This window comes from Streptomyces sp. NPDC041205 (genome assembly GCF_055591765.1).
On record NZ_JBVIZH010000004.1, the window covers coordinates 433,135 to 456,618 of the forward strand.

General features: G+C 72.1%; 20 protein-coding genes. 15 read left to right on the plus strand and 5 right to left on the minus strand.

Annotation, left to right across the window (positions count from 1 at the left end):
- The first annotated feature begins 99 nt into the window (after nt 1-99).
- The 6 genes from ACZ6BG_RS21705 (at nt 100) to ACZ6BG_RS21730 (ending at nt 9,104) form a co-directional block, all read left to right on the plus strand.
- Entirely contained in the window at nt 100-1,290 is a 1,191-nt protein-coding gene (locus tag ACZ6BG_RS21705) for an ATP-grasp domain-containing protein (protein ID WP_469003762.1), read from the plus strand.
- A 67-nt stretch (nt 1,291-1,357) separates the two neighbouring features.
- Nucleotides 1,358-2,518 carry an ATP-grasp domain-containing protein gene (locus ACZ6BG_RS21710; RefSeq protein ID WP_469003764.1) on the plus strand — a complete coding sequence of 387 codons (1,161 nt, stop codon included), beginning with the start codon at nt 1,358-1,360 and terminating at the stop codon, nt 2,516-2,518.
- Nucleotides 2,519-2,837: 319 nt separating this feature from the next.
- Nucleotides 2,838-5,612, plus strand: coding sequence for an alpha/beta fold hydrolase (locus ACZ6BG_RS21715; protein ID WP_469003766.1), 2,775 nt, complete (start codon nt 2,838-2,840; stop codon nt 5,610-5,612).
- Nucleotides 5,613-5,614: 2 nt separating this feature from the next.
- Entirely contained in the window at nt 5,615-6,571 is a 957-nt protein-coding gene (locus ACZ6BG_RS21720; protein ID WP_469003768.1) for an NAD-dependent epimerase/dehydratase family protein, read from the plus strand.
- Nucleotide 6,572: 1 nt separating this feature from the next.
- A complete protein-coding gene (locus ACZ6BG_RS21725) occupies nt 6,573-8,585 on the plus strand; it encodes an aminotransferase class I/II-fold pyridoxal phosphate-dependent enzyme (protein ID WP_469003770.1) in 2,013 nt (670 codons plus the stop codon).
- Nucleotides 8,586-8,663: 78 nt separating this feature from the next.
- Nucleotides 8,664-9,104 (plus strand): cupin domain-containing protein, encoded by a 441-nt coding sequence (locus tag ACZ6BG_RS21730; RefSeq protein WP_469003772.1) that lies wholly within the window; start codon nt 8,664-8,666, stop codon nt 9,102-9,104.
- Nucleotides 9,105-9,134: 30 nt separating this feature from the next.
- On the opposite strand, the gene ACZ6BG_RS21735 is transcribed toward ACZ6BG_RS21730, so the two are convergent.
- Nucleotides 9,135-9,608: an ATP-binding protein gene (locus tag ACZ6BG_RS21735; protein ID WP_469003774.1), complete on the minus strand. Its 474-nt coding sequence runs from the start codon at nt 9,606-9,608 to the stop codon at nt 9,135-9,137.
- Between the two features lie 342 nt (nt 9,609-9,950).
- Complete coding sequence (locus ACZ6BG_RS21740) at nt 9,951-10,880, minus strand: LysR family transcriptional regulator (RefSeq protein ID WP_469003776.1); 930 nt, start codon at nt 10,878-10,880, stop codon at nt 9,951-9,953.
- A 70-nt stretch (nt 10,881-10,950) separates the two neighbouring features.
- Here ACZ6BG_RS21740 and ACZ6BG_RS21745 point away from each other — a divergent pair, with 70 nt between their 5' ends.
- A complete protein-coding gene (locus ACZ6BG_RS21745) occupies nt 10,951-11,550 on the plus strand; it encodes a short chain dehydrogenase (protein ID WP_469003780.1) in 600 nt (199 codons plus the stop codon).
- A 6-nt stretch (nt 11,551-11,556) separates the two neighbouring features.
- Here the strand turns inward: ACZ6BG_RS21745 and ACZ6BG_RS21750 are convergent, their stop codons facing one another.
- Nucleotides 11,557-12,399: an aminoglycoside phosphotransferase gene (locus ACZ6BG_RS21750; RefSeq protein WP_469003783.1), complete on the minus strand. Its 843-nt coding sequence runs from the start codon at nt 12,397-12,399 to the stop codon at nt 11,557-11,559.
- A gap of 250 nt (nt 12,400-12,649) precedes the next feature.
- On the opposite strand from ACZ6BG_RS21750, the gene ACZ6BG_RS21755 reads away from it, so the two are divergent.
- A complete protein-coding gene (locus tag ACZ6BG_RS21755; protein WP_469004140.1) occupies nt 12,650-13,867 on the plus strand; it encodes a cytochrome P450 family protein in 1,218 nt (405 codons plus the stop codon).
- Between the two features lie 57 nt (nt 13,868-13,924).
- Here the strand turns inward: ACZ6BG_RS21755 and ACZ6BG_RS21760 are convergent, their stop codons facing one another.
- The gene (locus tag ACZ6BG_RS21760) at nt 13,925-15,103 is read right to left on the minus strand and encodes a sensor histidine kinase (RefSeq protein WP_469003785.1); all 1,179 of its coding nucleotides are present in this window, start codon (nt 15,101-15,103) and stop codon (nt 13,925-13,927) included.
- On the minus strand, nt 15,084-15,737 hold the full coding sequence (locus tag ACZ6BG_RS21765) for a response regulator transcription factor (RefSeq protein ID WP_468456950.1): 654 nt from the start codon (nt 15,735-15,737) through the stop codon (nt 15,084-15,086). The genes ACZ6BG_RS21760 and ACZ6BG_RS21765 overlap by 20 nt, the downstream gene beginning before the upstream one ends.
- Nucleotides 15,738-15,825: 88 nt before the next feature.
- Between ACZ6BG_RS21765 and ACZ6BG_RS21770 the strand changes: the two genes are divergently transcribed.
- From ACZ6BG_RS21770 to ACZ6BG_RS21800, 7 genes are all read left to right on the plus strand, one after another.
- Nucleotides 15,826-16,419, plus strand: coding sequence for a hypothetical protein (locus tag ACZ6BG_RS21770; protein ID WP_469003787.1), 594 nt, complete (start codon nt 15,826-15,828; stop codon nt 16,417-16,419).
- Entirely contained in the window at nt 16,416-17,699 is a 1,284-nt protein-coding gene (locus ACZ6BG_RS21775) for a peptidoglycan-binding protein (RefSeq protein ID WP_469003789.1), read from the plus strand. The genes ACZ6BG_RS21770 and ACZ6BG_RS21775 overlap by 4 nt, the downstream gene beginning before the upstream one ends.
- Before the next feature lie 41 nt (nt 17,700-17,740).
- Nucleotides 17,741-18,490 carry an ABC transporter ATP-binding protein gene (locus ACZ6BG_RS21780; RefSeq protein ID WP_469004142.1) on the plus strand — a complete coding sequence of 250 codons (750 nt, stop codon included), beginning with the start codon at nt 17,741-17,743 and terminating at the stop codon, nt 18,488-18,490.
- On the plus strand, nt 18,487-19,710 hold the full coding sequence (locus ACZ6BG_RS21785) for an ABC transporter permease (RefSeq protein WP_469003792.1): 1,224 nt from the start codon (nt 18,487-18,489) through the stop codon (nt 19,708-19,710). Before ACZ6BG_RS21780 ends, ACZ6BG_RS21785 begins: the two co-directional genes overlap by 4 nt.
- Before the next feature lie 253 nt (nt 19,711-19,963).
- On the plus strand, nt 19,964-21,634 hold the full coding sequence (locus ACZ6BG_RS21790; protein WP_469003794.1) for a glycerophosphodiester phosphodiesterase family protein: 1,671 nt from the start codon (nt 19,964-19,966) through the stop codon (nt 21,632-21,634).
- A gap of 99 nt (nt 21,635-21,733) precedes the next feature.
- Nucleotides 21,734-22,204, plus strand: coding sequence for a cytidine deaminase family protein (locus tag ACZ6BG_RS21795; protein ID WP_469003796.1), 471 nt, complete (start codon nt 21,734-21,736; stop codon nt 22,202-22,204).
- Nucleotides 22,205-22,309: 105 nt separating this feature from the next.
- Complete coding sequence (locus ACZ6BG_RS21800; protein ID WP_469003798.1) at nt 22,310-23,377, plus strand: hypothetical protein; 1,068 nt, start codon at nt 22,310-22,312, stop codon at nt 23,375-23,377.
- Nucleotides 23,378-23,484 lie beyond the last annotated feature (107 nt).

Here is a 23,484-nt window from a genome sequence, read left to right on the forward strand (position 1 = left end):
TGTTTGGTTGTGGCACGATGCCAACGGATTGCCCATGGCCGAAGTAACCGATTGCGAAGCTTTCGACGTAGGTCTTGTCTTGCTGAGAACGACTTGTTGATGGTGTTGGCTGGACGTAATTCGGGGGATGCAAGAGTGTCATCTGTCATTGTTGTTGGATACCGTGATGACCTTGACCGCGCGGTGCGGAGTCGAGGATTGGATCCCTACTACATCGTGCAGGCGCCGTTGAGCCCGCCGCCAGGGCGAAGGTTCACGAGCGTCGCTGACATGGAGAACGCTCAGGAATTGCTGAGAGCGGTGCTCGCCGCGCGCATCGATGATGTGGCGGGCGTGCTGAGCGTGCATGAGATGGGTGTGTTCGGGGCGGCCTATCTGCGGCAGCAGCTGAACCTTCCCGGGAACCGGGATTCGAGGACGGCCCTGTATTTCCGGGACAAGTACCTGCAGAAGAGCTGCCTGCCGGACGACGTCAGGCGCGCCCGGTGCCGGTACGTCACACAAGGCACTTCATTCGCCGAACTCGTCGGCGAGTTGGGTGACGTCTTCGTCGTCAAACCCGCGACCGGAGCGGGTTCTCTGCGTACGGAAATCGTGCGCACGCCGGATGAATACGCGCGAGCCCTGAAGGAGCTGCCGGGCCAGTCGGACGTGGGCGTGGTCGCCGAGTCCTTCATCGATGCCCCGGAAGTCTATATGGACGGCATCTGGGAGGGCGGCGAGCTTCGCTGGTCGTCCATGAGCAGCAATCACATTGCGCCGCTCAGCGCCGTGAAGGGAGGTGTCCTCGCCGCGCACATCCTCGACAGGAGGCGGCAACCGGAGCTGTTCCGGCGGGCGGAGAAACTCGCCAGGCGTGTACTCGCCAGTCTGGGCGCACCGGATTGCGTGTTCCATATGGAGGCGTTCGTCGAAGAGTCGGGGCTGACTCTCGGTGAATGTGCCATCCGGCTCCCCGGGGCGCTGTCTCCGAACGTCAACAAATTGACGTTCGGCGTCGACCTCTTCGACGCCGAGATCAGCCTCGCGCTCGGGGAGCGGATCACTCAGGAACTGGACGGCGGAGCACCGGATCGCTTCTACGGTTACATCCTTCTGCGTCGCTCCCGGGCCCTGACCCAGGAGGACTTCGAGCGCGCCTTCACCTTCGACGAGATCGACTACCCCTCGTCGCCGGACGCGCCGCTCGGCCCGTACGGCCGCGTCGGGCAGGCCGTCGTGTCCGACGAGGACGAGCTGCAACTGCAGAAAACGATCGAGGACATCGTGCGTTTCAACGAGCTCGGCTGAGCCCGGACGTTCCGTCAGGCTCGGTCGGCACAAGCATCGCGGCAGGCTGCATTCGGGGGAGACGAGAATGCCGACAATGATCGTCATCGGGTACCGGGAGGATCTGGACCGGGCGCTGCGGCGCCGGGGCCTGGAACCCCACTACATCGTGCAGGCACCGGCGAGCCCGCCGCCGGGGCGCAGGTGGACGCGGGTCGCCGACATGGAGAACGTCCAGGAAGTCCTGCGGGCCGTGCTCGCCGCGCGCGTCGACGATGTGGCGGGTGCGCTGAGCGTGCATGAGATGGGTGTGTTCGGGGCGGCCTATCTGCGGCAGCAGCTGAACCTTCCCGGCAACAAGGACTCGAAGACAGCGCTGTATTTCCGGGACAAGTATCTGCAGAAGAGCAAGCTGCCGCCGCAGATCAAGCGGGCGCACTGCCGGTATGTCACCCAGGACACCTCCCACGCGGACCTCGTCGGCGATCTGGGGGACGTCTTCGTCATCAAACCGGCGACCGGCGCCGGTTCCGTGCGGACGAATATCGTGCGTTCCCCGGAGGAGTTCGCGCGCGCCGTGGACGTGCTTCCGGGACAGTCGGACGTGCAGATCGTCGCCGAGTCCTTCATCGACGCGCCGGAAGTCTATATGGACGGCATCTGGAGCGACGGTGATCTCCTGTGGTCGTCGATGACCCGCTATCACCTCTCACCACTGAGTGCGGCACACGGCGCCGTGCTTGCCGCGCACATCCTCGACAAACGACGGCACGCGGCGCTTTTCCAGCGGACGGAGGAAATCGCCCGACAGACGCTCTCCCACTTGGGTGCGCCCGACTGTGTCTTCCACTTGGAAGTATTCGTGGAGGAATCCGGGTTGACCTTCGGCGAGTGCGCTGTCCGGCTGCCAGGGGCGCTGTCTCCGAACGTCAACCAATTGACCTTCGGGGTCGACCTCTTCGACGCCGAGATCAGCCTCGCGCTCGGAGAGCCGATAAGACTGACGTTGGGAGACAGCGCGCCTGAGCGCTTTTACGGATACCTCCTACTGCGTCGCCCTGAAGGAAACACCTTGACCCAGGAGGACTTCGAGCGGCGTTTCGTCTTCGACGAGATCCAGTACTCGTCGTCGCCCGACACTCCGCTCGGTCCTTACGGCCGCGTCGGGCAGGCGATCGTATCCGACCCGGACGAGCTGAACCTGCAGAAGAAGATCGAGGACATCGTGCGATTCAATGAGCTCGGCTGAACAATGAGCCCCGCCGAAAGCACCTCACGGCCACCCGCTCGACGCGCCCGAAAGGCCATGCGCGCCCATGTGTGCCGACTGACATCAGCTGTCGGCCCTCGATTATCCGTGTACGGCATGACGCCCTGAGGCCGTGACACACAGCAAGCGGTGATCCGGGCGGCACAGACGCCCTTTCCCATACCGAAGCACGAGGACGCCCCGGCGCGCAGCAGCGGCCCCGCCTCTCCTCGTACGGCTTCGCCATCCCTAAAACACCCCATCGTGATGGAAATTCAGGGCCGTTTTCCGACCCTTCTGATCGGAGGTCTCCGCCCCCATGCCGGAACACATATCCGCCTCGACGCTTCCGCGACTCCTGGAGAGCGCGGCACGTGACACCACCCGAGGCATCACCTTCATCGGCGGCTCGTTCCTCTCCTACGCCGAACTGCGCGACAGCGCCCGCCGGATCACCCAAGGGCTGCGCGGCCAGGGCGCCGCCCCGGGAGACCGCGTACTGATCGCCGCCAACGACCCCGAGTCCTTCTTCCGCGCCTTCTGGGGCTGCGTCCTCGGCGGCCTCGTACCGTGCCCGGTCGCGCCGCCCGCCGACCCCTCCCGGTGGCAGACACAACTGGAGCACCTGCGTGCCCTGTTGGACGACCCGCTGGTCGTCGCCTCCAAGGCCACCCATGCCGACCTGCCCGACATCGGCCTGCGGACCGTGACGGTGGAGGAATTGAGCCACGCCGCACCCGACCCCGCCGACTCCCACACACCCGATCCCGCCGACCTCACCCTCCTCATGCTGACCTCCGGGTCCACCGGATCCAGCAAGGCCGTCCGGCTCACCCACGCCAACCTCCTCGCCGCACAGGCGGGCAAGGCCGGAGCCCTCGACCTCGGCCCCACCGACACCTCGTTGAACTGGATCTCCACCGACCACATCGCCGCCATCGAGGCGCATCTGCTGCCGATGTTCAACGGCGCCGACCAGGTCATGGCCACACCCGCGACGGTCCTCGCGGACCCGGTGGAGTTCCTCAGGCTGCTCGCGGCGCACCGGGTGCGCGTGACCTTCACCCCGAACTTCCTGTTCGGGCAGATCAACCAGGCCCTCGCCCAACGGCCCCCCGCGCGGGACGAAGTGGACCTGTCGCACGTGCGGCACATCATCTCCGGCGGCGAGGCCACCGTCACCGCGACCGTGCGGGACTTCCTGGCCGCGCTGGCCCCGTACGGGCTGCGCCAGGACGTCATCGTGCCCGCGTTCGGGATGACCGAGACGTGCGCGGGCAGCGTGTTCAACCGCGACTTCGCCGCCCGCGACCTGCGGACCGAGTTCCCGCCGCTGGGACGGCCGGTCCGGGGCCTGCGCATCCGGATCACCGACGGCGAGGGGCACGTCCTCGCCTCCACCGACGCGCCGGGGTCGGCCGACGCGGGCGAGGTGCAACTGCACGGCCCGATGGTCACCGACGGGTACTTCGGCAACGACGAAGCCACCGCGCAGGCCTTCACGGCCGACGGCTGGTTCCGCACCGGAGACCTGGGATCCCTGGACTCCGACGGCCGGCTCACGCTGGTCGGGCGGACCAAGGACTCCATCATCGTCAACGGCGTCAACTACTACAGCCACGACCTGGAAGCGGCCCTCGACGAGCTGGACGACGTGCGGCGGGGGCAGGTCGCGGCCTTCCCGATCCGGCCCGACGGCGCCGACTCCGAACAACTCGCCGTCGCGTTCGTCCCGGCGGACGACCCCACCGACGACACGGCGGTGTACCGGGCGCTCGTCGCGATCCGCAGCTCCACGGTGATGCACTGGGGGTTCCGGCCCCAGCTCATCCTCCCCGTCACCGAGGAGCAGATACCCCGCAGCAACCTCGGGAAGATCCAACGCACCCGGCTGCGCACGGCCGTCGAAGCGGGCGGCCTCGACCGGGCGGCCCACCGGGCGGCCGAGGTGAGCACCCGGTTCCTCGGCGCCCACGTGGCACCCGAAGGAGCCGCCGAGACCGCGCTGGCCGACATCTACGCCCGCGTCCTGAACGTCAAAACGGTGCCGGTCACGGCCAGCTTCTTCGACCTGGGCGGCACCTCCCTGGACGTGCTGCGGCTCAAGCTGGAGATCCAGACCGGGTTCGGCATCGACGACGTACCGATGGCGACCCTCCTGCAGGCCCCGACCGTACGAGCCCTCGCCGGACGCCTCACCGGCGGGCGGAGCGCCGACGGAGACACCGCCTACGACCCGCTGGTGCCTCTACAGGTCACCGGGGACGGAACGCCGTTGTTCTGCGTGCACCCCGGCCTGGGGGAGGTGCTCGTGTTCGTGAACCTCGCCAAGTACTTCACCGGCGAGCGGCCGTTCTACGCGCTGCGGGCCCGCGGGTTCGGGCAGGGCGAAAGCCACTTCGCCTCGTTCGACGAGATGGTGTCCACGTACGTCGACGCGATCCGGCGGACACAGCCCAGTGGGCCCTACGCCGTCGCGGGCTACTCCTACGGCGCGGCCGTCGCCTTCGAGATGGCCAAGCGGCTGGAGGCCGACGGCGACGAGGTCAAGTTCGTCGGCGTCTTCAACCTGCCGCCGAGCATCTCCGGCCGCATGAACGAGATCACCTTCACCGACGGCGCCATCAACCTCGCCCTGTTCCTCGAACTGATCGGCCCCGCCGACGTCGAAGCCCTCACCACCAGGCTCCGCGACCTCCCCGACGCCGACCAGCTCGCGTATCTCATCGACCAGGCCCCGCCGCGCCGCCTCACCGAACTCGACCTCACCGTCGAGCGGTTCACCGCCTGGGTGAACCTCGCCCAGAGCATGGTCCACCTCGGCCGCACCTACGAACCCTCCGGGTCGGTCGCGCGGACGCAGGTCTTCTACTGCACCCCGCTGCGCGGCACCAAGGAGGAGTGGCTGAACAACCAGCTCCGCCACTGGGACGACTTCACCCGCACCACCAACCGGTACATCGAAGTCGACGGCGAGCACTACACCCTCATGAGCCCGCAGCACGTACAGACCTTCCAGGCGACCCTGCGGCGCGAACTGGGCCGGGCGCTCGCGGGACAGACCGACACGGCCGACACCACCGGGAGCCACTGACCATGCAAGGCAAGAAGATCCTCATCACCGGCGGCACCGGCCAGGTGGCGCGGCCCGTCGCCGAGGCGCTCGCCGCCGACAACGAAGTGTGGTGCCTGGGCCGCTTCGGCGACCTGACCGCCCGCAAGGCCCTGGAGGAACAGGGCGCCCACACCTACACCTGGGACATGGCCGACGGCGACCTGGAGGACCTGCCGCGCGACTTCACCCACGTTCTGCACTCGGCGGTGCACCGCGGAGACAGGGCCGACTTCGAGGCGACCGCGCGCATCAACGCGGTCGGCACGGCGCGGCTCATGACGCACTGCGCCACCGCGGACGCGTTCCTGTACGTGTCGTCCGGCGTCGTCTACCACCGCGCCGACCGCACCCACCGCTACCGGGAGGGCGACCCCCTCGGCGGCACGGCGCCCTGGCTGCCGACCTACCCCATCGCCAAGCTCTCCGCCGAAGGAGTCGTGCGGGGCCTGGCCGAAGCACTCGCGCTGCCCTCGGTGATCGCCCGGCTCAACATCGCCTACGGCCCGTACGGCCACGGCGGTGTCCCGATGATCCTCTTCAACGAGATGCGCCGGGGCGAGCCGTGCGCGGTGCCGCGCGAGGGCCAGAACTACTGCAACCTCCTGCACACCGACGACGTCGTCCGGCAGGTGCCCCTGCTGTGGGAGGCGGCGCGGACACCCGCGCAGGTCGTGAACTGGGGCGGCGACGAGGAGGTCGGCGTCACCGACCTGCTGGAGTACATGTCCGCGCTCACCGGCGTGCCCGTGCGCCTCGAGCGGGGCGACTACAGCCGCGAGACCGCGATCTTCGACCACAGCACCCGCCGCGGTCTGATCGGCGACTGCTCGGTCGCCTGGAAGACCGGCATCGCCCGCACCCTGGCGGAGCTGTTCGAGGAGTACCAGGAACGCATCGGGGAGTACTTCGACACCCGCCTCGACAGCGAACGGAGCTAGCATGCGCAGGCCCTCAGATCTCGACGCGCTCCAGCAGGTCCTCCGCGCGGCCCTCGGCTCCGCCGAGCCCGTGGCCCCCCTGGCCCAACTCGGCCAGGACACCGGGGCGTTCGCCGTCCTCGACCCCGCGGTGCTCGCACGTCCCACCCTCATCGGCGGCGGATCCCTGTACAGCCCGACCAGCCCCGTCCCGGCCCCGCACGCCCTCGCGGAGCTGGTCCGCCGCGCGGAGACGCTGGACGTGCGCCAGATCCTCGTGCCCGGCGTGCGCCGCAGCGACGACACCCGCGCACTGCGGGCCGCGGGCCTCGCGCCGGTCCCCGCCGACCCCGAGTGCGTCGTGCGGCTGACGGGGGAGGTGGACGACGTGCTGCGGACCCGCGTCGGCACCGACCGGCTCCGCGATGTCCGGCGCCGCCACCACGCGGTGTCCCAGGACACCACGTGGGAGCGGATCAGGCTGCGCGACCTCGACGGGAAGCCGTGGGCGCGCGCGGCCTTCGCGGACCTCCACCGGCGCCAGACGGAGCGGAGGCAACAGGCGGAGCACGGGGCTCAGGCGGCGGACCAGCCCCAGGGCGACGGCCACCACCACCCGTACAACGCCGACGCCCTCGACGCCCTCGCCCACGGCGTGCTCGCCGACCGCACCCAGATGTTCGTACGCCGCCGCGACGACACCGTTGTCCAGGTCGGACTGACGACGACGTCCCACAACGGCCGGGGCGTCTACTGCCTCACGCAGGCCATCGACCACGAGGACGCCGCCGTGCGCGACGACCTGTACGAGGCCACCCTGTACCAGCTGTACGTCGAAGCCCGGACCTCCGGCCTGGAGTGGGTGCACCTCGGCCGGGGGGACGCCGAGCGCATGCGGTGCCTCGGGGCCGACCTGTTCGTCCCCCTCGACCACTGGCTGCGCGCCCCGGAGGTGACGGCCCCTGAGGGCGGGCGGGAGGAACCGGAACTCTCGCGGTTCACGGCCCCGCCCGTCACGACGGTGCCGGTCCCGGGCCCGGCCCGCTTCCGCCACCAGCCGCGGTTCGACACGGTCGACCTGACGAGCAACACCAACCCGTTCCTCGGACCCGAGGGCCAGTACCCCCACCTCGACACGGCGGAGCTCGCCCACACCTATCTGAGCACCATCGCGGCGCTGCCCGGCCACGAGGGCGTCGACGCCCTCAGCACCGACCACGTGCTGTTCACCAGCGGGGCGGTCGACGGCGTCATGCTGCTCCTCGCGGCGCTGGCCTCGCCGGGCGAGAGCGTCTGCGTCACGCCCCCGACGTTCCCGCTGTACACCCACTTCGCCCGCGTCCTGCGCCTGCCGCTCGTGGAGGTGCCGCTGCGCGGCGACGACCTGTGCGAGCTCGACACCGAGCGGATCCTCGCCGCGGACCCACGGGTCACCATCCTGTGCGATCCCAACAACCCCGTCGGGACCAGGCTCGACCTGGAGCAGGTGCACGCCCTCGTCACGGGCACCAGCGGCGTCGTGGTCATCGACGAGGCGTACGTGGAGTTCAGCGAGAACCCCTCGTACGCCGCCCTGGTCGCCCGGCACGACAACCTCATCGTGCTCCGCACCCTCTCCAAGGCCTGGGGCCTGGCCGGGGCGCGCTGCGGGGTCGCGCTCGCGCAGCCCGGCGTCATCGAGGCCCTGCGACGGCTCCAGGTGCCCTTCGGGTTCACCGACGCCTCGCAGCGCGCCGTGCGGGACCGGCTCACGAACGCGGGCCCGGCGCTGGCCGCCATCAAGCTCATCCGCGCCGAGCGGGAGCGGCTGGCGGCAGCCCTCGCCGATCACCCCGCGGTGGACCGGGTGTTCCCCTCGCAGACCAACTTCCTGCTGGTCCGCCTCCACAAGCACGACCTGGTGATGGAGCGGTTGCGCGACGCCGGCATCGCCGTCGCCGACACGGGCCACGTCATCCCCGCCACGTGTCGCGTCTCCATCGGCAACCAGCGCGCGAACGACGCCTTCCTGGAAGCGCTGTCCTTCGCCCTGTGAGCCAGCCGCTCATGCGGCGGCCAGAAGAGACGCTGCCGCCCGCAACCACCCCGACATCCCTCGGAAAGGACCCGTCCCGTGGGCACCGAGCCACACCCCGCCCCTTCCCACCCGTCCCTGACCAGCACGGTCGTGGCCAAGAACTTCGACCGCTGGAGCCCGCCGCTGATCAAGGAGTTCGACGACAACGTCCACAACGGCTGCGTCGGCCAGACCCTGCTCAAAGAAACCGAGACGCTGCGCGTCTGGGAGACCACGCTCGAGCCGGGCGAGCGGATCCCGGTCCACCGGCACGTCCTCGACTACACGTGGATCGCCCTCACGGACGGCCGGGCCCGCCAGCACGCGAGTGACGGAGCCTCGCGCGAGATCACATACGTACGCGGGCAGACCCTCCACTTCCCCTTCGAGGCGGGCCGCTACCACCTGCACGACCTGAAGAACATCGGTGAGGACGTCCTGTCGTTCCTGGTCGTGGAGACGAAGGACGGGGCGAACGAGCCCGTGGAGCTTCCCTAGCCGGACCGGGGCGCGGTCGGCGGCCGGTGGTCACAGCCGACGGCCGGCCTCGTCCCCGCCGGGATCGTCGGCGAGCGCGATCGCCGTGGTGATCCGCTTGCCGACGGGCTCCCGCTGCACGTGCAGGCTCTGGCACACGGCCATCACGATCTCCAGGCCGTGCTGGCCGATCCGGTCCGGGTCGGCGGGCAGGACCGCGGGCAGCGCGGGTTCGCTGTCCCACACCGTGACGTTGACGGCCCCGCCGTGCGCCTCCAGCGTCAGCAGGCACGGCCCCGGCGCGTACTTGCGGGCGTTGGTGACCAGCTCGCTGACCACCAGCTGCACGGTGCTCAGCACACGCAGGGAGACGGGCAGCCCGTGCACGGCTTGAATGTCGGTGAGGAACGCCCGGGCCAGGTCCCGGGCGGCGCCGATCTCCTCGCTGCCCTCGAAGGCACGGGACACCGACAGGTCGCCGCCGACCAGCGACGACGCGTCGCACTCCGCCGCAACCCGATCCATCTGGTCCGTCCCGCCCGCTCTGAAGCCGTGTCTCACAGGAACGCCTCTACCCCGAAAACGTGACGGAACGCGGCTGGATCTCGCTGGTCTTCTCCGTGTGGGGGAGAGGGGCGCGGCCGCCGCCCGGCCTCTCCCCGACGTGCGTGACGCGCGCACGCCATGATCCGGGTGTACGGACGGCACCCTTCCGTCCGGACCGGCCACCTGGCCCCCAGCGGTGGTGCGGGACCCTTCGTCGACGCGGTCCGCTCCTTCGCCGCCCGCCATGGCGTCCCTGTCGGCGAGGCCCGCGACGGTCAGAGGGCGCCACGGGTAGTGGGTGCCACGGCTGGAGGGTGCCGATCAGGGCCGCCCCGCGCCCGTGGCCTCGGCGAGCAGCATCCTGATGTGGTCCAGGAACTCGGCGGTCGCGGGGTGCCGGGGTACGCGCGGGTGGACGAGGTGGACGGTCACCGAGGGCGCGTCCGCGAGCGGCACGTAGCGGACGCCGGGGTGCGGGTGGCTGTGGCCCGCGCTCTCCGCGGTGACGCCGACGGCCTCCCCGGTGGCGATGGTGGTGAGCCATTCGTCCACGCCCGGCACTTCGAAGGTCTGCGGGCGCCGCCCGGCCGGCCACAGACGCGCGGCCGTGGTGGCGGCCGTGGAGCAGATCACCACCGGCTCGTACGACAGCTCCTCCAGGCGGACGGCCTCCTGGTCCGCGAGCGCGTGGTCCGCAGCCAGAGCGGCCACACGGCGCTCGCGCAGCAGCGGCACGCACACCAGGTCGCTGTCCGGTACGGGCTCCGTGCGGACGAGCGCCAGGTCGACCTCGCCGCGCCGCAGCGCCGCCTCCGGGTCGTCGCGGCGCAGCACTTGAGCGGCGGTCTCGGGCCGGTTCTCGCGCCAGGCGCGCAGCAGCGGCACCGTGTAGCGGCCGAGCGCGGACCAGGCGAAGCCGATGCGCAGGGGGCGCCCGTCGGAGGCGGTCTCGGCCAGCGCGTCGTCGACCAGGCGCAGGATGCGGTGGGCGTGCTCGACCAGGCGCCGACCGGCGTCAGTGAGCGCCACGTACCGGGTCGTGCGGTCGACGAGACGGGTGCTCAGTCGGCTCTCCAACTGGCGGAGGGTGCGCGAAAGCGCGGGCTGGCTGACGCCGAGGGCGATCGCGGCGTCGGTGATCGTGCCTTCGGCGTCGATGGCCACGAGGGCGCGCAGATGCCGCAGTTCGACGTCGGCGGCGTCTCCGTGTCCGGCCCGCACGGCTCCCGCAGCCCCGCTCCCAGCATTCATAACCAGGAAGCATAAGCACTGCGTGTCGGACATTTCCCGGCGGGCTCCGGGCCGCTCTAGGGTCCTCACCATGAAGATCCTCCTGATCGGTGCCGCCGGAAAGCTCGGCGCCGCCGTCCACCAGACGCTCACCGCCCGCGGCCACCAGCTCGTCACCGTCGGCCGCACCAGCGGCGACCTGCGCCACGACATCACCGACCCGGCGGAGATCGCCGCCCTGTACGCGGCGGCCGGCCCCGTGGACGCGGTCGTCAGCGCGGCGGGTGACACCCCCTTCAAGCCCGTCGCGGAGATCGCGCCCGAGGACTACGAAGCGGCGTTCCGCGGCAAGGTCCTCAGCCAGATCGAGCTCGTCCGCCAAGGCGTCGGGCACGTCGCCGCACGCGGGTCCTTCACGCTGATCTCCGGCGTCCTCGGTGACGAGCCGATCCCCACCGGGAGCGCCGCGTCCATGGCGAACGGCGCGGTCGAGGCCTTCGTCCGGGCGGCCGCCATCGAGATCGCCCCGCAGCGCGTCAACGCGGTGAGCCCGACCGTCTTCACCGAGAGCCTCGACGACTACGGCTCCTTCTTCCCCGGCATGCCGTCCGTCGACCTCGCCCGCGTCACCGAGGCGTACGTCCGCTCCGTCGAGGGCGCGCAGACGGGGCAGGTCTACGCCGTGCGCTGACCTGCGTCAGCCGAATGCGGCGAGGAGCTCCACGGCACGCCGATAGCGCCGGGCCTCGGCGGTCGTGGCGCTCTGGCCGACCGGCTCCCGCGCCAGGGCGCGGCCCTGCTCCCCGGCGGTGACGAGGCGGAAGGTCACTGCGCGGGCGACACAGCCGACGAAGCCGGGACCGAACGCGGGCGCGGCCGCACGCAGCAACTCGGTCCCGGCGCCGTGCCAGATCAGGGCGTCGCCCACCACGACCGCCTCACCGAACGCCGACGGCCGCCAGTACGGCGAGAAGTCGATGACCGCCGGCGCGAGACCCGGTGCGAACAGGACGTTGCCCGTCAGATCACCGTGGACGAGCTGGGCCCGGCCCCGCGGCTCCTGGCCGTACAGCGCGACCAACTCCTCGTAGGGCCCGCGCAGACCGGGCAGCAGGTCGGGCTCGCACTCCTGCCACGCGACCCGGTCACCCAGCGCCCACCGGTCCCGGCGCCGGTCCAGGAAGGCGGGGCGCGGTACGTCGGCCAGAGCCCGGTGGAAGGCACGGCCCGCGGCGACGATGTCCAGCCAGCGGGGCGCGGCGGCGTGATCGGGCGCGGTGCCGGGGACGAAGCGGGACGCGCTCCACCCGTCGTACGTCCAGGCGCCGGTGCGGGCGCGCAGGGGCCGTGCGACGCGGAAGCCGTCCTCGGGCAGGACGTCCAGCAGGTCGGCCAGCCACTGCGCGAACTCGACGTCGGGGCCGGTGGGCTTGAGCACCACGTCGTCGACCCGGACACTGCGGCCTTCCCCGCCCACCAGGCGAACGGGGCTTCCGGCCAGGCCGAAAGCGTCGAGCACATCTCGTCCAGGGACAGTCATGAGCACTCTTCGGTCGGGGGCGGTCGGAGGGGTGGCCGGGCGGGGTCGGTCGGCACGAGGCGGGCGGCAGGCGGGTCGGCAGGAGACAGTCCGTGGACCTGGCCCGCCCGTCCGACGCCACGTTAGCGATCACGTGCACGCCTGTAGCCCCCCGGGGCACGGCAGGGGGACGCTCACCGTGCGGACAAGGCGCGTCACCCCCGGCCCTGGGAGGGATCACTTGAACACGTCACGTCGTACGCCGTACCGGATGGACCCCGCCGGAGGCTGCCCGCACACGGACAACGCCCGGCTGCTCGCGGAGGGCGCCGTGGCCGACGTCGTGCTCCCCGGCGACGTGCCGGGCGCGGCGGTCCTGGGACACGAGGCGCTGAAGGAACTCCTCGCCCATCCCGAAGTCGCCAAGGGCGCAGCGCACTTCACCGCGCTGCGGGAGGGCGCGATACCCGACGGCTGGCCGCTGCGGACCTTCGCCACCGTCCCCGGCATGACCACCGCCGACGGGGACGACCACCGGCGGCTGCGCACCCTGGTGAGCAAGGCGTTCTCCGCGCGCCGGGTGGAGGCGCTGCGGCCGCGGATCGAGACGCTGACCGCCGAACTCCTGGACGGGCTGGCCGAGGCGGCCGTCGACGGCGGCGGGATCGCCGACCTGCGCGCCTCCTTCGCTCTGCCGCTGCCGATGGGCGTGATCTGCGAACTGCTCGGCGTGGACACCGAACACCGGGACCTCCTGCACCATCTGTCGAACCAGGTGGTGAGCACGGCCATCGGGCCGGAGGAGGCGATCGCCGCCAACCGCGAGATGACGGCAGCGCTCGCAGCCGTCGTCGCCCGCCGCACCGAGCACCCCGGCGACGACCTGACCAGCGCGCTCGTCGCGGCCCGCGACGAGGACGGCGACCGGCTCAGCCCCCAGGAGCTGATCGGCACCCTGCTCCTGATGATCGTCGCCGGTCATGAGACGACCCTGAACCTGATCACCAACGCCGTCCGCGCGCTGTGCGCCCACCGCGACCAACTCCAGCTCGTGCGCGCGGGCAAGGCCGACTGGCCGGACGTCGTAGAGGAGACCCTGCGCTGGGACAGCCCGGTCAGCTACTTCCCGTTCCGTTACCCGACCCGCGACCTCACCCTGCACGGAACCCTCATCCCCCAGGGCACACCCGTCCTCGCGGGCTACTCCGCCGCCGGACGCGACACGGCGGCGTACGGCCCGGACGCCCACCTCTTCGACGTCACCCGGCCCGCCCGGACCACCGGAGCCACACGCCACCTCTCGCTCGGGCACGGCGCGCACTACTGCCTCGGCGCGCCCCTCGCCAGGTTGGAGGCGACGATCGCCCTGGAGCGCCTGTTCACCCGCTTCCCCGAACTCGACCTGGCCGTCCCCGAGGCCGAACTCGCCCGGCACGAGGGCTTCGTGGGCAACAGCGTGCGGGAGCTGCCGGTGCGTCTGACCGCCTGAGTGGCGACGGGGGCGTGGGCGTGGGCGTGACGGAAGCGGAGGCGTGTACGTCCGCTGTCACTCGCCGCCCGCCCCCTCCAAGGCCCGCGCCGCCGGGTCGAACGTCACCGTGATGTCGAGGCCGCCCTCGGACCCGGGCCGGGCGGTCACCGGCGCGCTGTGGGCCTCGGCGACGGCGGCGACGATCGACATGCCGAGGCCGTGGCCGTCCGGAGTCCCGGCGCGCGTCTCGAAGCGCTGGAAGGGCTGGAAGAGCGCCTCGACGCGCTCGTGCGGGATGACCGGCCCGCTGTTGGTCACCCGCAGCACCGGCCGGCCGTCCCGCACCCCGGTGCGCACCCGCGCCCAGCCGCCGGGGACGTTGTGGCGCACAGCGTTGCTGACGAGGTTCGTCACCAGGCTCTCAAGCAGCCGTGGGTCGCCGACCGTGGCCGCCGGGGCGAGCGACAGGTCGATCCGCACCTCCGCGGCCTGCTCCACGAGGACCGTCTCCGCGATCGCCGCCAGGTCCGTGTGCTCGCGGCGCTGCAGCCCGCGCTGACTGCGGGCCAGTGTGAGGAGCGCCGCGATCAGATGCTCCTGGCGCTCGCCCGTGGCCAGCAGGCGTTCGCACACACTCCGCAGCGAATCCGCGTTCGCCGCCGGATCGGCGAGCGCCACCTCGATCATCGCCCGTTGCAGGGTCAGCGGGGTGCGCAGCTCGTGCGACGCGTTGGCGACGAAGCGCCGCTGCGTGGTGAAGGCCGTGTCGAGGCGCCCGAGCAGACCGTCGAAGGTGTCACCGAGGTCCTTGAGCTCGTCGTCCGGCCCGCTGACCGCGAGGCGCTCGTGCAGATTGCGCTCGGAGATCCGGCGCGCCTTGTCGGCCATCGTCCGGACCGGGCGCAGCGCGCGGCCCGCCATCAGCCACCCCAGTGCCACCGACACGGCCGACATCAGGGCGAGCGCGATCCCGGACTGCGTGAGCAGCTGCTTCAGCATCGCCTCGCGCTGCTCGCCGCCCACGTCGGGGAGCTGATCCGTGTCATGGGGCAACCAAGGGGCCGGGCCCGGTGTGGTCTTGCGGATGACCTGGGGATCGCGGGTGGCGACGAGGACGTACGTGATGATGAGCAGCGCGGCCCCGGACACCAGGAACAGGGCGCCGTACAGGAGCGTCAGGCGCAGCCGTACGGTCCAGCGGAAGCGGCGCGGCGCGGGGGATGTGCCCGCCGGGTCAGATGCGGTAACCGGCATGGGGGACCGTCTCGATCACCGGCGGGTAGCCCAGCTTGCGGCGCAGCCGACTGATCGTGACCTTCACGGTGTTGGTGAACGGATCGGTGGCCTGGTCCCAGGCGCGCTCCAGCAACTGCTCCGCGGACACGACCCCGCCCTGCGCGCTCAACAGGAGTTCCAGGACGGCCAGTTCCTTCGGGGACAGGTCGAGGCGCCGTCCGTCACGGCGGGCGACGCGCTGCGCGGAGTCCAGGGTGAGGTCGCCGCGGCTGAGCACCGGCGGTACGGCCGGGTGCGCGCGGCGGGCCAGGGCCCGGACCCGGGCGATGAGTTCGGCGAAGGCGAACGGCTTCGGCAGGTAGTCGTCCGCGCCGAGGGACAAGCCGTCGACCCGGTCCTCGATGGTGGTGGCGGCCGTGAGCATCAACACCCGGCAGCGGCCGCCGCTCTCGACCAGGGTCCGGCACACCTCGTCGCCGTGCAGCCGTGGCAGATCGCGGTCCAGGACGACGACGTCGTAGTCGTACACGGCGGCGAGGTCCAGGGCCTCTTGGCCGTCGAACGCGAGGTCGACGGCCATGCCGTCCTGGCGCAGGCCGGTGGCCACGGTGACGGCCAGCTCCTGATGGTCCTCGACGATGAGCACGCGCATAGCCGTCAGGATGCCGGAGGCGGGGTTACACCGGCATAACAACCAGCGTTCCTGCGGTGTAACCCCCCGCTACGTAGACCTGGACGGCATGACAAGGACGACCAAGCGCACCAGCGCGCACATACGCACCGCCGCCCCGCTGCTCGTGCCGCTCGCGTTGACCGCGGCACTCCTGACGGCCTGCTCGGACGAACCGTCGAGGGCGACGACCGAGAAGGACGCGGGGAAGAAGACGGGCGAGCAGGCGCAGGCGTCGCCGACGAGCCCGCAGGAACGCGGCCTCGCGTACGCCAAGTGCATGCGGGAGAACGGGGTGGCGAAGTTCCCCGACCCGGAGGGCGGTGGCATCAGGCTCGGGCCGGACTCGGGCGTCGACATGGGCTCTCCGGAGTTCAAGAAGGCCCAGGAGGCATGCAAGGACCTCTCCCCCCAGGGGGACGGCGGCCCGAACGGCGGCAAGCCGCTCGACTCCGCGAAGGTCGCCGCGTGGGCGGCGTGCATGCGCGAGAACGGCGTGCCGAAGTTCCCCGACCCGGAGATCGACGGCGGCTCGATGGTCATCGACATGTCGGCGGTCGGCATGGCGGGCGACGACCCCAAGTTCGAGAAGGCCATGGAGGCCTGCCGGGACAAGCGGCCGAGCGGCGGCGTCATGATGCGGGGCGGCGGTGGCGGCCGGTGAGCGGGCCGGAGACCGAGGACAGGGCGCGGGCCGAGGGCAGCGCTGAGGGCACCGTGCTCGACAGCGGCGCCGGTGATGCGGATGTCGGCGCAGCTGTCGCTGCCGACACCGACGGGCCTGCCGCCGGGCCCTCCCGTCGCCGACGGCGCCCGGTGCGGACCTCGCTGGTCCTGCTGGCCGCGACAGCCGTCGCCGGAGCGGGCGGACTCGCCGCGACCGGCACCCTCGGCGGCGACGGTACGGGCACGTCCGATGCCGCTCCTGCGGGCCCGGCCCGGACCGCCACCGTCGAGAAGAGGACGCTCACCCGGGGCGAGACCGTCGACGGCACGCTCGGGTACGGCGAGGCGACCCCGGTGCGGGCCGGTGCGGGCGGCGAGAGCGAGCCGGAGGCGGGGGCCGACGCGAAGGGCGGCGGGAGTCCCACCGGCTCCGAGGGAACGCTGACCTGGCTCCCCGACGAGGGGGAGGTCCTCGAACGCGGTGACACGGTGTACGGCGTGGACGCGCGGCAGGTCCCCTTGCTGTACGGCTCCACACCGCTCTACCGGACGCTCGACGTGGGCGCCGACGGCAACGACGTACGACTCCTGGAGAAGAACCTGGCGGCGCTCGGCCACACCGGCTTCACCGTCGACGACACGTACACCTCGGGCACCGCGCGGGCGGTCGAGGACTGGCAGCGGGACCTGGGACGGGAGGAGACCGGCAAGGTCGCGCCGGGGGACGCGGTCGTGGCGACCGGCGCCAGGCGGGTCGCCCAGGTCGAGTCGGCCCGCGGCGACTCCGCCTCCGGCGACGTGCTCACCTGGACCGGTACGCGGCGGACCGTCACCGTCGACCTGGAGGCGCAGTACGAGGACCTGGTCGAGGAGGGCACCAGGGCGACCGTCGCCCTGCCCGACGGCACCGAGGCCGAAGCCCGGGTGACCGACGTCGGCAACGCCGCCACCGCCAAGCCCTCCGAGGGCGGCGACACCGAGGGTGGCGCGGACGAGGCAACCCTGCCCGTCGAACTCACCGTCAAGGACCAGAGGAAGCTCGGCCGCTACCAGGCCGCCCCGGTCGACGTCACGCTGGCCGCGGAGAGCCGCGAGGACGCCCTCGCCGTCCCCGTCAACGCGCTCGTCGCCCGCAAGGGCGGCGGCTACGCGGTCCAGGCCGTCACCGGCTCGGACGTGCAGTACCTGCCAGTGGAACTCGGCCTGTTCGCGGGCGGCATGGTCGAGGTGTCCGGCGACGGCATCACCGAGGGCCTGAAGGTGGCGGTGCCGAAGTGAGGCCGCAAGCACAGGAATCGTGGCCCGTCGTGGGCTCGGCCCTGGGAGAGTCGGGGCCCGAAGAGCCGCCGCCCGTCGTCGAGTTGGAGGGGGTGTCGAAGACGTACGGGGACGTGGTCGCGCTCGCCGGGGCCGGGATCGTCGTGCGGCGCGGCGAGATGCTGGCGATCGTGGGACCGTCGGGCTCCGGAAAGTCCACGATGCTCAACATCATGGGGACGCTGGACCGTCCCTCGGCGGGCACGGTCCGCGTCGACGGCCACACCGTCGACGCCCTGTCGGACCGTCAGCTGTCCGCGCTGCGCGCCCGCACCATCGGCTTCGTCTTCCAGGCCTTCCACCTGGCGGCGGGCGTACCGGCCCTGGACGCGGTCGCCGACGGACTGCTCTACAGCGGACTGCCGAGGGGTGAGCGGCGTGGGCTCGCGGAGCGCGCGCTGCGCAGAGTCGGGCTCGGCGAGCGCCTCCACAACGAACCGCACCAGCTGTCCGGCGGCGAGAAACAGCGCGTGGCCATCGCGCGGGCCGTGCTCGGCGACCCGCCGCTGCTGCTCGCCGACGAGCCGACGGGCGCGCTCGACTCACGGTCCGGCGAAGTGGTCATGGAACTCCTCCACGAACTGCACCGGGCGGGCACGACGGTCGTCGTCATCACGCACGACCGGGACATCGCGGCATCGCTGCCCCGGGAGGTACGCATCAAGGACGGCCGCATCGAGCACGACTCCGCCGCCGGAAGAGCCACCGAGTCAGCCGTCGGGGAAGCCGTCGCGGAACGGGTGGGCGCATGAGCACGGCCACGCCGACGCGACCGCGACCACGGCCGGCTCCGGCTCGGCTGAGCCCGGCGGACGTCGTCAGGACCGGCGGCTCCGGCCTGCGCTCGCGCCCGATGCGCGTCTTCCTCTCGGCCCTCGGCATCGCGATCGGCATCGCCGCGATGGTCGGCGTCGTCGGCATCTCCACCTCCAGCCAGGAGGAACTGGACCGCAGACTGGCGGCGCTCGGCACCAACCTGCTGACAGTGGCGCCCGGCCAGTCCTTCAGCGGCGGCGCGGCCCACCTGCCGGACGAAGCCGTCGAGATGGTCGGTGCGATCGACGGCGTGGAGTCGGTCTCGGCGATCGGCAAGACCGACGCGAAGGTGTACCGCAACGACCACGTGCCGACGGAGGTGACCGGAGGCATCGGCGTCTACGCGGCCCGCACCGACCTGCCGGGAACGGTCGGCGTCGACGTCGCCGACGGCCGCTGGCTGACCGCGGCCACGCACCGCTACCCGGCCGTCGTCCTCGGGGCGAAGGCCGCCGCGCAGCTCGGCGTGTACGGGTCGGGGCCGGACGCCCAAGTATGGCTCGGCGGCAGGTGGTTCACGGTCGTCGGCCTGCTCGCGCCGAACGAACTCGCCCCCGAGCTCGACTCGGCCGCGCTCGTCGGCTGGCCCGCGGCCGAGCGGGAACTGGACTTCGACGGCTTCGCGACGACGGTGTACGCGCGCGCCGAGGGCGGCGCGGTGAGCGACGTGCAGCAGGTCCTGGGCGCGACGGCCAACCCCGAGAACCCCAACGAGGTCAACGTCTCCCGCCCTTCCGACGCGCTCGCGGCGAAACAGGCCACGGACGACACCCTGTCCGGGCTCCTCCTCGGCCTGGGGGCGGTGGCGCTCCTCGTGGGCGGGGTCGGAGTGGCCAACACGATGGTCATCTCCGTCCTGGAGCGCCGGGCGGAGATCGGCCTGCGCCGCTCCCTGGGCGCGACCCGAGGACAGATCCGTACCCAGTTCCTGTGCGAGTCCCAGCTGTTGTCGGCCCTCGGCGGCCTGGGCGGCGTGGTCCTCGGCATCGGGGTGACGGCGGGCTACGCCGGATACCAGGGGTGGCCGACGGTCGTTCCTCTGTGGGCCATGGTCGGTGGGGTGGGCGCGACGCTCCTGATCGGCGGCCTGGCCGGTTTCTACCCGGCGGTCCGCGCGGCCCGGCTGCCACCGACGGAGGCGCTGGCGGCGGCGTGATGTGTCGTGCGGCGCGGCGTGCGGCGTAGTGGGGCGCCGATGGGCCCTCACCCCCTTGCCGGGGGTGGGGGCCTGACGCTGGATCCGGCGTGTGGGGCCCCGCTCGGCTTCGGCGCGAGGTGGGCCGCCGTCCCGCCGGGTCCGGGTGCCCCCGAGCGGGAACGGATCTGCTGCGCTGGCGAGTGGCTGACCCCGGCGACAGGCCGGGGCGCGGTCGTGGACGGACGGCGCACGCGGCCCGATGCTCTCACCCATGCCCCCGCTCATGATCGTGCGCCGCGTCGACAAGTCCCACCCGGGCAGCACCTCTCCGGCCCCGAGCAGCGCCCCTCCCGCCCCGAGCAGTACCGCCGCCCCCACCAGACGCCATAGCCTCGCCGTCCTCGCCACGGCCACCGCGTGCGCGACGGCACTGGGCGCAGCCCCGGGCGCGACGGCGGCGGAGCACCGAACTCTCACGGGCACCGCCGCGAAGGACACGTACCGCCAAGTCCCCGCGGGAACGGCCACCGAGCCCACGTACCGCCAACTCCCCACGGGAACGGCCACCGGACCCACGTACCGCCAGGCCCCCACGGGCACCACCACCGGGCCCACGCACCACCAAGCCCCCACCGACACCCCCGCCGACCGCGCCCACCGCGACTTCCTCGACCACGGTCCCGGCATCTCCGTCATGACCGCCGCCCACCGCGGCCAGTGGCGGAAGGCCCCCGAGAACAGCCTCGCCGCACTCCGCGCGGCCTTCGCCGACGGCGCCGAGATCGTCGAGGCGGACATCCGGCTGACCAAGGACGGCGTCCCCGTCCTGATGCACGACGCGACCGTGGACCGCACCACTGACGGCACCGGCCGCGTCGCCGACCTCAGCTACGCCCAACTGCGCGCCCTGCGCCTGCGCGCGGGCCTCGGCGGCCGGCAGGCGGCGCTCACGGGCCACCGGATCCCCACGCTCGCCGAGGCCATGCGAGCCGCACGGGCCAGGGGCCTCGTCAACCTCGACCAGGCATGGAAGGACCGCGAGGCCGTCTGGCGCGTCCTGACGGAGACCGGCACCGTGCGCAACGGCCTCTTCAAGTCCGCCGCACCCGTCCCCGAGGTGCGGGCTTTCCGCACCCGCCATCCCGACGCCCTCTACATGCACCTCGTGGACGACACCAACGCCGCCTCCGTCACGGAGTTCGGGACGGACCGGCCACCCGCGTTCGAGGTCGTCTTCGACGACGCCGGCGACGCGGTGGCCGACGCGGCCTTCCTGCGGAGGCTGCGGTCGACCGGCCGCGTATGGATCAACAGCATGCGGGACGCCCTCGCCGCCCGGTACACCGACGAGGCCTCGCTGATCGCGCCCGCACGCGGCTGGGCCACGCTCATCGGTGTCTACGGGGCGTCGGTCCTGCAGACGGACAACGTCGAGGCGTTGGAGAGCTACCTGGCCACGGGGGCGGCGGGCGCGGTGCCGACCGGCGCGGTACGTGTCCAGGCGGAGGACTACGCCGCAGGCGGCGAGGGGGTGGGCTACCACGACGCCGACGCCGGGAACCGGGGCGACGGACCCGGCCGGACCGGCGAGGGCGTCGACGTGTGCGACCTCGACGGCGCCGTGGCCGTGTGCTGGATGCGCGGCTCGGAGTGGCTCGCCTACGAGGTGGACGTGCCCCGGTCCGGCCGCTACACCCTCACAGCCCGCGTGTCGTCACCGTACGCCCCTGCCGGGACCTACCGCGTCGCCGTCGACGGCGGCACCCCCGGCGCGCCCGTGGCCGTCGCCAACACGACGTCCCACCAGGCCTTCGCGCTCCAGGACAGCCGCCAGGCCCGGCAGTTGACGCAGGGGCGGCACACCCTGCGCCTTTCCCTGGACCCCTCCGCGTACCAGAACTGGAACCTCGACTACCTCCAGCTGGAGCCGGTCGGCAGCTGAGCGACGGACGGCGGGGAACAGGACCTGACGACGGGGAGCAGAACCCGGCGGCCGGGAATGTCGTTCGTCATCCGACCCGCGTCTTCATAGCCTGCGGCCATGCACATCAACATCCCGACGCGGGACCTCACCACCGCCGACCAGGAACTCATCGACCTCGCCCGGGCCGTCGTCGACGCGAACACCGACGGCGAGGACGGAATCCACACCATGGGCGCCGCCGTACGGGCCGCCGACGGCACGGCGCACGCCGGAATCAACGTCTACCACTTCACCGGCGGGCCCTGCGCCGAGCTGGTCGCGCTCGGCAACGCCCGCGCCTCCGGCGCTCGGGAACTGACCACGATCGTCGCCGTGGGGAACATGGGCCGGGGCGTCGTCGGGCCATGCGGCAGGGACCGGCAGGTGCTCCTCGACTACCACCCGGACATCCGCGTCATCCTGCCCACCGCCGAAGGCCTGCGCAGCGTCCGCATCAAGGACCTCATGCCGTACGCCACCGAGTGGAGTCCCGAGGAGGGGTCGATCGCGTACCGGGCGGACCCGGCGGACCCGGCCGCGCCGGAGTAGCCCCGCGCCCTGGGACGAACCTGTGAAACGCAGGTCGCGAGGCGTACACACACCGCGTGCGAAAATTCGTTCCTCATGACGTCCGAGAAATGACGGGGGAGACGCGTGAATCAGGTGATCTACGCCGAGCGGTCCCGCAACCCCTTCGCCCAGCTGGTGGAGTTGACCGAGCAGGGGCTGAAGGCCAACTACCGCACGACGCCGCTGAGCGAGCTGCACCTGGCCGCGATGGCGGACGCGTACCGGAGGGGGCGCTGGCTGGGCGGCGGGGGCACGGAACGCGGCCTCGAGGAACTGCCGGAGGGGCCGGGCGTCGTGCCGGTCACCCGTGTCACCGGCACCACCAAGCCGATCAAGGTCCGCAGGGCAGGCGAGTTCGCGCACCGCCTGGGGGAGCTGGCGCTGCGGGAGAGCGGCGGCGCCGCGCGGGTGGCGGCGCTGGCCACGCAGGCCGACGTGGAGGGGGTGCCCCTGTGGCTCGCCCGGCGGTCCGCTCCCGGTCCGGCGGGGCCGGTGACCGTGGCCGTCGACCGCCGCCTGATCCGGGTGGACGTCTGGGGGCCCTACGCCCCGGCCGTCCGGATCCGGGCGCCGCACGGCCTCGTCACGACCGACAGGTCACCGAGCCGCGGGCTCGTCCTGACCGTGGGCGAGGCCGCCGTCTCCCTCACTCTCACCAAGGTCTGGCGCAAGTCCCGGAGCTTCGTCAGCGCGCAGGGCCCGCACGGCTTCTGGGAACTGCGGCGCGTGGACACCCTCTCCTCGGAGCTCCTGCGCGACGGGCGCCGCGTCGCCTTGATCAGGCGCCCCGAGCGGCGTCGCCGCCCGGTGCCGGACACGGTCCTGCTGCCGCTCACGGAGATACGCCACGACACCCCCGACCCGCTCGACGCCGTCATGGCGCACGCCTTCGCCGTCGCCTTCGGTCTCGGCGACACAACCGGCGCCTATCGCTTCCGCGCCGAGAAGCCGCGGAACGCCCGCGGCGGCGAGCCGGTGGTCATCGAATGGGACTCCCCGTGGTTCAGCAACCTCGGCTGGGGCGGCGACGACAACGACTCCGGCGGCGGCGACGGCTGGGGCTCGGACGGCGGGGACGGCGGCGACGGAGGCGGCGGCGGTGGGGACGGCGGCGGTGGCGGGGACGGCGGCGGAGGTGGTGGCGGGGACTGACCGCGCCGCGGCCGGCGGCCGGGGTCTGCCCGGCTCCCGTCGCCGCGTCTCCGGGGCGCCGTGCCCGCCCCGGGCGTGATCAGTAACATGCCGAGTAGCTTGTTTGA